At 53.1% G+C, this 12,966-nt stretch carries 10 protein-coding genes; 3 read left to right on the top strand and 7 right to left on the bottom strand.

What is annotated here, in order from left to right; genetic code table 11:
- Position 1: 1 nt before the first annotated feature.
- The 5 genes from thrS to AB8615_RS02395 all read right to left on the bottom strand — a co-directional run bounded on the left by thrS (position 2) and on the right by AB8615_RS02395 (position 7,553).
- Positions 2-1,942 (bottom strand): threonine--tRNA ligase, encoded by a 1,941-nt coding sequence (gene thrS, locus AB8615_RS02415; protein WP_418152568.1) that lies wholly within the window; start codon positions 1,940-1,942, stop codon positions 2-4.
- Positions 1,943-1,945: 3 nt separating this feature from the next.
- On the bottom strand, positions 1,946-2,248 hold the full coding sequence (gene yidD, locus AB8615_RS02410) for a membrane protein insertion efficiency factor YidD (RefSeq protein WP_409433357.1): 303 nt from the start codon (positions 2,246-2,248) through the stop codon (positions 1,946-1,948).
- Positions 2,241-2,669, bottom strand: coding sequence for an iron-sulfur cluster assembly scaffold protein (locus AB8615_RS02405; RefSeq protein WP_409433356.1), 429 nt, complete (start codon positions 2,667-2,669; stop codon positions 2,241-2,243). The genes yidD and AB8615_RS02405 overlap by 8 nt, the downstream gene beginning before the upstream one ends.
- A gap of 39 nt (positions 2,670-2,708) precedes the next feature.
- Entirely contained in the window at positions 2,709-4,271 is a 1,563-nt protein-coding gene (locus tag AB8615_RS02400; protein WP_409433355.1) for an alkaline phosphatase D family protein, read from the bottom strand.
- Positions 4,272-4,367: 96 nt separating this feature from the next.
- Positions 4,368-7,553, bottom strand: a complete 3,186-nt coding sequence (locus AB8615_RS02395) for a TonB-dependent receptor (RefSeq protein ID WP_409433354.1) — start codon at positions 7,551-7,553, stop codon at positions 4,368-4,370.
- A gap of 322 nt (positions 7,554-7,875) precedes the next feature.
- Between AB8615_RS02395 and udk the strand changes: the two genes are divergently transcribed.
- Positions 7,876-8,535 (top strand): uridine kinase, encoded by a 660-nt coding sequence (gene udk / locus AB8615_RS02390; protein WP_409433353.1) that lies wholly within the window; start codon positions 7,876-7,878, stop codon positions 8,533-8,535.
- Positions 8,536-8,544: 9 nt separating this feature from the next.
- Positions 8,545-9,774 carry a NupC/NupG family nucleoside CNT transporter gene (locus AB8615_RS02385; protein ID WP_409433352.1) on the top strand — a complete coding sequence of 410 codons (1,230 nt, stop codon included), beginning with the start codon at positions 8,545-8,547 and terminating at the stop codon, positions 9,772-9,774.
- Here the strand turns inward: AB8615_RS02385 and AB8615_RS02380 are convergent.
- On the bottom strand, positions 9,771-10,712 hold the full coding sequence (locus AB8615_RS02380; RefSeq protein WP_409433351.1) for an isopenicillin N synthase family dioxygenase: 942 nt from the start codon (positions 10,710-10,712) through the stop codon (positions 9,771-9,773). The two genes, AB8615_RS02385 and AB8615_RS02380, sit on opposite strands and share 4 nt — an antisense overlap.
- Positions 10,713-10,849: 137 nt before the next feature.
- Between AB8615_RS02380 and AB8615_RS02375 the strand changes: the two genes are divergently transcribed.
- Positions 10,850-11,431, top strand: coding sequence for a thymidine kinase (locus AB8615_RS02375; protein ID WP_409433350.1), 582 nt, complete (start codon positions 10,850-10,852; stop codon positions 11,429-11,431).
- Here the strand turns inward: AB8615_RS02375 and AB8615_RS02370 are convergent.
- Positions 11,428-12,948 carry a phosphomannomutase/phosphoglucomutase gene (locus AB8615_RS02370; protein WP_409433349.1) on the bottom strand — a complete coding sequence of 507 codons (1,521 nt, stop codon included), beginning with the start codon at positions 12,946-12,948 and terminating at the stop codon, positions 11,428-11,430. The two genes, AB8615_RS02375 and AB8615_RS02370, sit on opposite strands and share 4 nt — an antisense overlap.
- Positions 12,949-12,966: the final 18 nt, after the last annotated feature.

Here is a 12,966-nt window from a genome sequence, read left to right as displayed (position 1 = left end):
CTTAGGCTTTGCGCTGCTGATCAGGTGCGAGGGCTTCGTGCGAAAGCGTCGCGAGGGCTTCGTCCAAGGTCAAGACCGTTTGCTCGCGTGACCCCAAACGGCGCAGAGCGAGCTTGCCTTCTTCCGCCTCTTTTTCGCCCACAACCGCGATCACAGGGATTTTGCGATCTGCGGAATGTTCGCGAATTTTGTAGTTGATCTTTTCGTTGCGTAAGTCCGTTTCGACGCGCAGGCCTGCCGCGCGCAACTTGGCAGCGGCTTCCTCGGCATAGCCGTCCGCGCTGCTGGTGATTGTCGCGATCACGACTTGCACAGGTGAAAGCCAGAGCGGAAATTTACCCGCATAGTTCTCGATCAAAATGCCGATAAATCGTTCCATTGAGCCGAGGATGGCGCGGTGGAGCATAACAGGCACATGGCGCTGATCGTCCTCCCCAACATAGCTCGCAGAGAGGCGGTCTGGCACGACAAAGTCCACTTGTAGTGTCCCGCACTGCCAATCACGGCCGATCGCATCACGTAGCACAAATTCTAGCTTTGGCCCGTAAAACGCGCCCTCACCTGGATTTAAGATAACGTCTAATCCCGCTGCAGTCACAGCATCCATCAACGCACCTTCTGACTTATCCCACGTGGCATCTGTGCCCGCGCGAGTTTCAGGACGATCCGAAAATTTGACTTTTAAGTCTGTGAACCCAAAATCGTCATAAACCGATTTCAGCAGATCAATGAAGGTCTTGGTTTCTTCCGTAATCTGATCTTCCGAGCAGAAAATATGCCCATCATCTTGCGTGAATCCCCGCACCCGCATGATGCCATGCAGCGCGCCTGTCGGCTCATTCCGATGGCAGCAGCCAAATTCTGCCATACGGAGCGGCAGGTCGCGATAGGACTTCATGCCCTGATTGAAAACCTGCACATGAGCAGGGCAGTTCATCGGCTTGAGCGCATGGACTTCCTCGTGGCTGCCGTGCTTCACCTCGGACACGAACATGTTTTCGCGAAATTTGTCCCAATGACCGCTTTCCTGCCAGAGTTTGTTATTGATCAGGAGGGGCGTTTTGACTTCTTGGTAGTCTGCACCTTGCGTACGGCGACGGATGTAATCTTCGACGACACGCCAGAGCGTTGCGCCCTTGTCATGCCAGAACACCATCCCCTGCGCTTCTGGTTGCATGTGGAACAACTCTAGCTGTTTGCCCAATCGGCGATGGTCGCGCGCTTCCGCTTCGGCCAGCATATGGAGATGCGCGTCCAGCTCTTCTTGCGTTGCCCAAGCTGTGCCGTAAATGCGCTGCAGCTGCGGATTATTGCTATCGCCGCGCCAATACGCACCCGCGACTTTCATCAACTTAAACGCTTTGCCGACTTTGCCCGTCGACGGCAAATGCGGCTCGCGGCAGAGGTCAAACCATTTGCCCTGTTTATAGACCGTGATGGTCTCGCTCTCTGGCAAGTCCTCAATCAGCTCGGCCTTGAATTCTTCGCCCATGTCGCGGAACAATTTGATTGCCTCATCGCGGTCCATAACCTGACGTTCAAACTTGTCATTGCGGTTGATGATGAACGCCATCTTCTTTTCAATCGCAGCAAAGTCTTCTTCGGAGAAAGGCTCATCGCGGAAGAAGTCATAGTAAAAGCCGTTTTCGATGACGGGGCCAATCGTGACTTGCGTACCTGGGAATAGCTCCTGCACGGCCTCGGCCAGCACATGGGCGGCATCATGGCGGATCAACTCTAAACCCTCAGGGTCTTTCGCAGTGACCAATTCGATCTTCGCATTGTCGTTGATCGGCAAGGACGCATCGACCAATGTCCCGTCCAGCTTCGCCGCCAGGACGTTTTTGGCGAGGCCTTTAGAGATCGACTTGGCGACCTCCATCGCGGTAACGCCAGCGTCGTAATCGCGTGTGGCGCCGTCGGGGAATGTCAAAGTGACCATGATCTACTCAGTCTCGTTAGTGCTGCGCCATAGACCGTATCGCCACGGCGCCCAGATAGGCGGCTTCGTAACATTTTGCGGGACGTTATCAACCCCGCTTGTGCCCCAAGGCTGACACCGCAACAGCCGCGCCAGCGTCATCCAGCCCCCAGCCCATGGCCCGTGTCGCTCCACGGCCTGCAAGGAATATGTCGAACAGCTTGGATAATGGCGACATTTCACGCCGAAAAATGACAGCACAGGCGAGATCAGGATTTTGTAAAACCACAGCGACGCGACCATTGGATATATCAGCGGGTTACGCATGGGCCAGCGCGTCTTCGACTGCCGCAACCGCCGCGTCAAAAGCGAGCATGGTTGAGGCATGGCGCGCGGGATACGCGCTGACGCCTTGCAACATAGAGAGCTTGGCGAAGCGACCGATTGGCGGCTCTCCGCCCTCTTTCAACATCGCCCTGAGCGCGTCTCTGGCCGTGATTAACTCGTCTAGTTTCGCGCCGATGATCTGCTCTTTGAGTATTGCCGCGCTTGCCTGTCCCAAAGCGCACGCTTGAACGCGCAAGGCGCAATCGGTCACTGCGTTATTGTCCATGATCACATCGATTTCTAGCCATGACCCGCAGAGCTTTGAGACTTTGCGAGCGGTTCCATCAGGCGCGTCCAGCCGCTCATTCTTGAGCGTGGACGACAGTGTTAGGATGTCTGTGTTATAGAGGTCGGTGAACATAGACCAGATATAGGGGCGCAACGGGCTAAAGCAAAGCGTTTAGACCTCATTGGCTTTCGGCACACCACTCTCAACGACATAGGTTTTGCGCGTTTTCGTTGGCGCGGTGGGGGAGTAGACGTTGTCAACTTCTTGAAACTTCACCGTCATGCGCTCTGGCGTCAGGTCAATCAGCGTATACCCGCGCGCGCGATCATCGAAGAAGTGAATATGCGGATTATTGGGCAGCATCCGCGAGAAACGACCATAGGCATAACTATGTGCGGTGGTCGATGTCGTCACAAATTCTGTGCCAACGGTCTGCGAATTCATATCGTCATAATCCAGCTTCAGGTCTGCCTGCCACCAACTATGCATATCCCCGCCGAGGGAAACGAAGTTCTTGGGTTTGCGCTGCGCCACAGCGTCCAGCAACATCTGACGCGTCGCGGGGTAGCCGTCCCACCCATCCGACCAAGACGCCGCTTCGCCCGCCCGGTTTGTCTGGTTCAACCGCGAGAACAATGTCGGCTGCGCGAGCATTTCCCATGTTGCCCCTGACCGCGCGAAAGACGGCATCAACCAGCGTTCCTGCTCCTTGCCAAACATGGAACGTGTTGGGTCATTTAATTCGGGGCAGTTTACCATTTGCGCGCCGCCATCATCAGGTGTCTGGCAGGCTTGGTCATCGCGATATTGCCGTCCATCCGTTAGGGCGATCGTCGCGAGGTTTCCGTAATGGAAGTAATCGTATAACCGCATATGATCGCCGTGAGGTTTGGACCGTAAGCGTACGGGCATATGCTCATAATAGGCTTTATAGGCCGCATTACGGCGGGCGCGGAATTCTTCGCGCGGCATGTAGTTTTCATCATTCAGACCCGCATAATCATTCACGACTTCGTGGTCATCCCAAATCATAATCCACGGAGCGGCGGCATGGGCGGCTTGTAGCGCTTTGTCAGTTTTATATTGCGCGTGAATAATGCGGTAATCGGCCAACGTCACAGCTTCCGCACTGGCTTGGCGGCGCACTTGCGGGCCCCAGCTGGCCTCGTAGATATAGTCACCCATATGCAGCACTAGATCAGGGTCTTGCGCGACCATATCGTTATAGCAGTTGAAAAAGCCTTGCTCGAAATGCTGACACGTTGCGATGCCCATGCGCAGACTGGCGACCGAGCTGCCGAATGTCGGCGCTGTTTTCGCGCGACCTACGGGGCTTGTCTGGCCATTGGCGATGAAGCGGTAAAAATAGGGACGCAGCGGCTGCAACCCGCTGACTTCAATGTGGACACTATGTGCCCATTCGGATGTGGCAACCGTTTCGCCCGCACGGATCACGCGAGAAAAACGCTCATCTTCCGCGACTTGCCATGCCACGCGGGTCGGCTCTTGCATGCCGCCATTGGCTTGCAACGGCAATGGCGCGAGGCGGGTCCATAACACAAATCCATCCGAGACAGGGTCACCACTGGCCACCCCGAGCGTGAACAAATCTCCACCACCGTTGGTCGCCTGCCCTACCCCCGCTCGCTCGACAGAGCCGAGCGGTGTCGTCGCACATGCCCCCAAGCTTAGCGCGCTAAGGCCAGTGAGGATGTCGCGGCGGGTATTAAACATGGCTAGCTTTCATAATGAGGCTCGTGAGAGTTAGATACAAAAACGGAGGGCCGAGACCCTCCGAATGTATGTCTCATTCTGAGCGGATTTGCACCCCTAGAATTCGTATTTAATCCCGACTTGAGCTTTCCAGAGGGAGTTGCCCAAAACTTCTTGGCTCAAAGTCGTGTCCAGACGGTCATAAACATACTGGCCATTTTGAATGACAGCGTTAGCAGTCTGTTGCTCATACTCATAACGCACACGCTCAATCACACCCCAATTACTGTTCAGAAGGTTGCCAAGGTTTTCAACGTCCAAGAAGAATGACGTTTTGTGACCGTCACGCAGACCTGGGAGTTGCTGTTCTAGACTCAGATCAAAGATTGACTGCCAGCGAGACCGGAACGCATTGCGCGGCGCGATCTGACCTCTATATTCTGCCAATTCAGATGAATTGATATAGTTGAAGAAAGCTTCTTGCGCAGCTGCATCGCCACCGAATGAATCAGCTGAGAAGTTCGGATCGCTGATACCTGTTGGGACATAAAGCAAAGCACCCGCATCATCTGCGCGATTTTCACGAATACCGAAGGGGTCATCACGTCCCGTCGTGGCGAAGGTATAGCTATATGGCTGACCTGAACGACGTGTACCAAAGAGCGAGACGCGCGTTTTGTAATCGCCAAACAGTTCATCTTCCCATTTCAGACGCAGTTTGAAATTATGCTGTGTCTCGTAGTTAGATGTACCTGGACGCGCGAGTTGATACGAAAAGCGCGGTGTATCGGAATAGTTTGATGTTGCCGTCGATGACGTGCCTTGGCCAATGTCGTCAACGTCCGCATAGGTATAGCTTGCGAAGAAGCCGATATCACCGATGTCTGTTTCCCAGTCTTTCGACGCTGAAACAGCAGCGAGGAAACTTTCGCCCTCGTCGACGCTGCGTACAACAATCGCTTCAGGATCACCATTACCACCACAGTCAAATACGGGGCGGAGGTCAGGTGATACGCCATTTTGGACACATGATTGATCTGACCAGAACGGTGCGTTTTCATACTTGTTGTAGAGAACGTCCGCTGTCAGCGTCCAGTCATTACCTACGAACGGAATGTCTGCATCGTAAGCAAAACCAAGATTTGCTTTGATTGTCGTTGGGATCGCGAAGTCAGGTGCGAGAGCGGCCACAAAGCCATCAGGTGATTGTCCCGCCAAAGTGGCCAATGCGTCAGCAGGAATATAATTCCCTGTCGCGGAGTCTGGGGAGAACGGAACTGTTGGGTTTGACACAAAGACATCGTCAGCTGTTACGCCAGAGTTGGAGTAAGAATTGGAAATCCAGACTGACGGAGCCCCGCCAGAAAAGCGACCCAAGCCGCCGCGAACGCGCAGATTATCTGTTGCATCCAAGTTAAACGAGAAGCGAGGCATTAGGACGTCAAGACCATCAAGGTCTGTTGTATTCGTGAAGCCATACCGGTTTGAGAACAGGTTGTTCTCAGCAATTTCACCGCTTGAGCCATAGAAATCATACCGCAGACCGAATTGCAGTGTCAGGAAGTCTGTGACGTCCACAACATCTTGCAAATAAACGGATCCAACAGAGTAACCCCAAAGCGCACGGCGGTCATTTTCATCATTTGTGATCGCATTTTCATAGATCAAAGCTGAAGCTTGGCCCGCTTCCAAATCGGCAAGTGATTCGAAGAAGTATTGACCTTCGGCGTTAGGTGCGAACAAGTTATTGACGTTCACGTCCTCATACTCGAAGCCAGCTTTTAGTGTGTGGTTGCCAGCAAGGTATTCAGCCTTTGCTTTGACTTGGAAGAACTCTTGCGACAACTCATTGCCGTGACGGAATGTGTCTGGACCCAATGAAATATTGGCTTCTCCGTCTGCGCTTCGCACTGTGAAGAGTGGAAATTCAGCGCCATTCAGTGAGTTCTGTCCTGTATCTTGTGTCGTGTAGGACACTTTAAATTCTGTTGAAAGATTCTCTGTCCAGTCAGAGAAGATGTGACCAATATAGGTGTCGACTTCTTCGCTATTGTTATACCACGTGGAAGAAAAGCCGAGAATATCAACACCGCGGTCTTCCAAGAATGAGTTACCATCCTGTTGATTGATCGCTGCGCCTGTATTGTGAAGATATGTGAACTTTGCACGGTGATTGTTGCTGATGTTCCAATCGATAGATGCGAGGTATTTTTCTTCTGTCACTGGTTCGACGGCAAAGCCGCCTGCATCAAAACCGTAAACCCGGGAAACAGTGTCACGAATGGCGTCAATTTCTGACTGTTCAATATCTGTGATATTCAAAGCGCCAGAGCCGATCGGACCGTCGCGAAGCGCTGCCGCTTCTTCGAATTTTTCATACGCGCCAAAGAAGAAAAGCTTGTCTTTGACGATGGGGCCACCAAGTGTGAACGCATAGCTTTTTTCTTCAAAGCTAACATCACGATCTTCGCCGCGAATTTTGCTGCCGCCGAGGCTGTCATCTGTGTAATAAAATGCAGCAGACCCGTGCAATTCATTTTCACCAGATTTCGTAACTGCGTTGATTGTGCCGCCTGTGAAGCCATTAAATTCTGTATCGTAAGGCGCCGTTTCGATAGAGATACTCTCAATCGCGTCATATGGCAGAGGCGAACGCTGTGTTGGGTAACCATTCGCGTTAAGACCAAAACGATCGTTTAACGCCACACCATCAATCGTCAATGAATTGAAGCGGTTATTGGCGCCCGCAATGCTAAGTTCTTTTGTGCCATTGCCCTGGCGATTAATCGTCGCGAATGGGTCAAGTTGTGCGACGTCTGCAATATCGCGATCGATCGAAACAATCTCGCGTAGGTCTTCGACGTTAAAAGTCGATGACAGACCCGTGTCCATATAGCTTTGCACGGCAATGGTGCCCGTTGCGACCACTTCGTCCATTGCAGCCTCGCCCACGATCACATCAAGGCCAAAGATTTCGTCAACACCGATGTAAATGTCCGTAATTGCTTTCGTTTGAAAACCTTCGCCACTCACAGTCACCGTGTATGGTCCGCCAACCCGCAAGTTACGCGCGGAAAAGACACCATTGCTATTTGATGTTGCTGTAGAGACTGTTCCCGTCGGGATGTGACGGATCTCAGCGAAAGCACCAGAAACAGGTGTTGTACCGTTTAGCAAGACCTGACCGCGAACAGACGACGTTGTGACCTGAGCGTGGGCTTGGCTAGCGAGGCCGGCCGTGAGTGCGATGACGGAGATGCCAACCGTGGCGCGGAAGCCAAGAGAGAGGATGGAAGTTTTCATGGAGAAGCTCACCTAATGAATTGAACTGGAGATTAACGAAAATTTAATCAGCGATTACCCGCCCGATATTGAAGTTATGTGACAGAGTCACGACAGTTTTCGAAAAAACCTGTGAATCACCGTTAGGCGTGATGATAAAGTCACACTTTTGGGCGTCCGCACAATTTCACAACACATGGACTCATGCTGCTGGACTCATGCTGCAAAAAGTTAACAGGCTATCGCCCACCGCACCTTGTATTTTGACGGGCAGGATGTATGACAGATTTTTGACTGTGATAGCTTTGCCTCAGACGGCTTTGCTCACGCATGAGGACAAGCAATGGCTGGTGTGCCCCAAATTATTGCGATTGCTGGCGGGAGTTGTTCTGGCAAGACGACTTTGGCCAAGGCTCTGCGCGAGCATGTGGGCCGCGAGAACTGTCTCCTCATCCGCCAAGACGATTACTACTTTGATCTCCTCGACCGTCATTTTGACGAAGGCTCTCTCCCCAATTTTGACATTCCCGAAGCGCTTGATTTTGATCAAATGCGCGCAGACTTGCTGGCGCTGCAATCGGGGAAAGCTGTGGCGCTGCCGTCATATGATTTTGCGACTCATCGTCGTCGCGAGGCCGAAATTCCGCAGATCGCCACGCGGTACATTATACTAGAAGGCTTATTACTGCTCTCCCAGTCCCACCTGCGAGAGCTTTTTGATATGAGCGTCTATGTCCGCTGTGACGAGGCCACACGTTTGGAACGTCGTCAAATTCGCGACATACAGGAGCGTGGCCGCACGGCGGAATGTGTGTTGCAACAATTTCACACTGAAGTGCGCCCAGCCCACGACGCCTATATTCGACCGTCTGCCGCGCATGCTGACTTGGTGGTGCCGCAGGAAGAATACGTCACAGACCTAAGCGGCTTGGTCGCAAGAATTCATAATTCCATCGCGATGCCAGCCATTGCGTCGCCCCATCTTTCCAGCGCCAGCGCGTAAGGCCCTCCCATGAATCATCCCGCCTTTGGCCTAATCGGCGTTGCTGTGATTTTGGGCCTGGCCCTGCTGGCCTCTGAAAATCGTCGCGCTATCCGTCCGCGCATCGTGCTGACCTGCTTTGCCTTGCAAGTCATAATCGCGATTTTTGTCCTTTACGTGCCGTTTGGGAAAACCGTGCTGACAGCCATGTCTGTCAAAGTCACAGCATTGCTAAGCTATGCCGATGCCGGGATTGAAATGATCTTTGGCGGGCTGGCAGACGAGTCGCTGGGCTTTAGTTTCATTGTGCGCGTTCTCCCCGTCATCGTGTTTTTCGCTGCCCTCATGGAAGTGCTATATCACTTACGGATTATGCAATGGATTGTGCGGATTGGCGGGATTGGCCTCCGTTTCATCACGGGCACAAAGCCCGTCGAATCCCTTAATGTGATTGCCAATATTTTCGTCGGGCAGACCGAAGCCCCGCTCAGCTTAAAGCCTTACCTCTCAGGTATCACCAAATATGAGCTATTTGCGATTATGGTCTCTGGCCTCGCCTCAGTCGCCGGGACGGTGTTGGCGGGCTATATTCAACTCGGTATCCCTGCAGAATATTTGATCGCAGCCTGTTTCATGTCCGCGCCTGGCGGGCTTCTGATGGCGAAGATTATCATGCCTGACCCCAAAGATGACGCGACAATCGTGGCCAAAGATATTTATGCATTGGGTGATGCCCGCAAGCACCCCAATGTGATTATGGCGGCGGCAGTCGGGGCGCAAAATGGAGTCACACTCGCCGTAAATGTCGGCGCGATGTTGCTGGCTTTCGTTGGCTTGATCGCATTGTGTAACGGCTTGCTCGGTTGGGCGGGCAATTTGTTTGGGATGGAAAATCTGTCCGTGCAATCAATACTCGGCCTGATTTTCTCCCCCGTCATGTGGGCGCTAAATATTCCATGGGCAGAGGCGCAGCAAGCGGGCGCAATCTTTGGCGAAAAAGTCGTCCTTAACGAATTCATCGGCTATATCAGCTTGGTAGAGGCGGAAAGCACTTTGTCAAAACGCACTTATATCATCCTGACATTTGCGCTCTGTGGCTTCGCAAACCTTAGCTCAATCGGTATTCTCCTCGGCGGGCTTGGCATGCTGATGCCCGACCGCATGGGAGAGATTGCGAAAATGGGGATTAAGGCTGTGTTTGCCGCCTCGCTCGCCAATCTCATGTCGGCGGCGCTTGCTGGAATATTGGTCGCAGTCTAAGGCTTGATCAGGCCAATCTCGATCAGACGTTCTGTCAAATAATCCAGCGCCGTAATCGGCGGCTCCCCCACATAACCCTCTGCCAAACAGCTTGGCAGTGGCGTGATCAGGAAATCCGCATTGGGGTGCAGGAAAAACGGCATGGAATAGCGCGGGAATTTGGCCCGCTCTGGCGAAGGGTTTAAAACACGGTGAGTCGTTGACGGCAATTTTCCTGCCGTTAATCGCTGCAGCATATCTCCACAATTTAGCACTAACGCACCCTTGGGCGGATTGACGTCTACCCACTCGCCTGACCGATGCTTAGCCTGCAAGCCCGCTTCTTCTGCGCCTAGTAAAAGCGTGATCAAGTTAATGTCCTCATGCGCCCCAGCCCGCACTGTGCCAGCGGGCGGCGGATTATCTTGCGGCGGATAGTGCAGTAGACGCAGAATAGAGTTTCCCATATCCACCTTGTCCGCGAACCAGTCTTGCGGCAGTTCCAAATAAAGTGCGATTGCTTCTAACAGCTCGCCCCCAAATTGATCGAAAGCCTCAAACAAATCGCGCGTGTCAGTGTCGAAATCCTCGACTTCTGTGACCTCTGGCGTGTCGGCCATAAATTCGCGGTAGGGCGACCCTTGCGGCAGAGCGCGGCCTGTGTGCCAAAACTCTTTCAAATCTGCTGCTGATTGCCCCTTGGCGTTTTCGGTCCCAAATGGCGTGTAGCCGCGCTGCCCTGCCCCCTTGGGATCAAAATAATGATGCTTGGCCTCGGCTGGCAGAGCGAAGAAATCTTTGGCCGCTTGATGCGCACCGTCAATCTTGGATTGCGGGATTGTGTGACCTTCAATGATCGCAAAGCCCGTCTCAAGCAACGACGCCCCCAAAGCTTGCGCAAACGCAGCGCGGTCTGTGGACCAGAGCGAGAAAGATACGGGCGTGATTGTGACTGTCATAGGAGGCCTTTAGCGCAAGCCCCGCCCGCCGATCAATGGCCGCCCTCAGGAATTATGTTCACAGGCTAGAGAATCGCGCGGGCTTGGGTCATAGTTTTGTCTGTGATTCTTTAACTGCTCCGCCGAAAGCCCTGCCTGTGTCCAAGCTCTATTTCAATTACGCAGCCATGAATGCAGGAAAATCGACGATCCTCCTGCAGTCGTCGTATAACTATATCGAGCGCGGCATGCACACTTTGCTGCTCAAACCCGCAATCGATAATCGTGAAAATGCCGATACGCAGATTTTATCCCGCATTGGCCTCAACGCCGAAGCGGATGTGTTCCAGACAGAGACGGATTTGGAGCAATATATCTTGGAAGCGCATGGGGCGAAACCGATCGATTGTGTGCTAATTGACGAAGCGCAATTCCTCACGCGCGATCAAGTCTGGCAGCTATCTCATGTGTCGGACGATCATCGCATCCCGATCATGTGTTATGGCCTCCGCACAGACTTCGCTGGACGACTTTTCCCAGGCAGCCAAGCCCTGCTCGCCATCGCCGATGATTTGCGAGAGATTAGGACGCTGTGTTGGTGCGGGCGGAAGGCCACCATGACTTTGCGCGTAGACTCCAAGGGCGAAGCTGTCACCAAGGGCCGACAAGTCGAAATTGGCGGGAATGAGCGCTATGTCAGCCTATGCCGCAAACATTGGCGCGTAGGCGATATAGGCTAGATCTTCTGATCGAATTCGCCAATTTCAGGATATTGCGCGAGGCGCCGTTCAATATCGCGGAACATGGCGACCTTATTCTCTTCCGAGACGGGGCTTTCGACAACCACGACTAAGTTCGGTGTGTTGGAGCTGGCGCGCACAAGACCCCACGTGCCGTCTTCAACCGTGATGCGCACGCCGTTGACTGTGTTCACATCACGAATGTCTTGCCCGATGAGTTTCGCACCAGATTTCGCGTCGGCTTGATACCCTGCGATAATCTGTTCGATCACCCCGTATTTTTCCTCATCCGCACAGAAAGGCGACATGGTAGGAGAGCCGTAAGTCGTTGGCAAAGCCCGGCGCAAATCCGCCATCGTCCGACCCTTATTCCGATCTAACATTTGCAAAATCGCAATCGCGGACGTTGGCCCGCAATCATAGCCGCGACCGATTGGTGCGTTGAAGAAATAATGCCCTGACTTCTCAAACCCGACCAACGCGTCCAATTCGTTCACGCGGCGTTTGATATAGCTGTGACCTGTTTTGTAGTAATCCGTTTTCGCACCGTTCCCCTTTAAAACGGGGTCGGTATCAAATAATCCTGTTGATTTCACATCGACGACGAATTGCGCATTGTCATGGATCGCCGAGAGATCACGCGCGAGCATAACGCCGACTTTATCTGCAAAAATCTCTTCGCCCTCATTATCGACGACGCCGCAGCGATCCCCGTCGCCGTCAAAGCCGAGGGCCACATCTGCGCCGTGTTTTAAGACTTCGTCGCGCATGGCATGAAGCATTTCCATGGCTTCGGGGTTGGGATTATAATTGGGGAAAGTGTAGTCGAGATCACACTCGACCGCGATGACTTCTGCGCCGATCCGCTCTAGGACTTCGGGGGCAAATGCGCCCGCTGTGCCGTTCCCGCAAGCCGCCACAACTTTGATATTATTCTCCAGCTTGATGCCTTTGACGAGGTCATCAATATAGGCCTCGCGGACACCGTCAACATAGCGGTATGATCCACCCGCGCGCGGCTTAGACTGCGCACCCAATACGATATCTTTGAGGCGGCTCATCTCGTCCGGTCCAAAAGTCAGCGGCGCTTCAATGCCCATTTTCACGCCCGTCCAGCCATTAGAATTATGGCTCGCCGTGACCATTGCCACACCTGCACATTCCAAATGGAACTGCGCAAAATAAGCCATAGGCGAGAGGGCCAAGCCTATATCCAATACTTCAATCCCAGAATTCATCAGCCCGATAATCAGCGCTTGTTTAATGCCCAGCGAGTAGTGACGAAAGTCGTGACCCACAGCGATTTTCGGGTCAACACCGCGCTCATACATCAACGTGCCGAGTCCTTCGCCCAGCGCTTGAACCCCGTAAAGGTTTAGCTCTGATGCCTTTTCATGCTCTGGCAGACCAAACCACCAGCGGGCGTCATATTCGCGAAACCCTGTTGGCTTGATGAGGGGCTTCGTTTCAAACTCGATAGTGTTGGAAGCAATATTCGGCAAAGGTTTGCGGGTCATACAGATAGTCACTTTGAA

Origin of the sequence: Litorimonas sp. RW-G-Af-16 (assembly GCF_048319245.1) — a bacterium.
Classification (GTDB): Bacteria; Pseudomonadota; Alphaproteobacteria; order Caulobacterales; family Maricaulaceae; genus Litorimonas.
The sequence above is the reverse complement of the archived record's forward strand: the minus strand, read 5'-3'. Positions and strand labels throughout refer to the sequence as shown.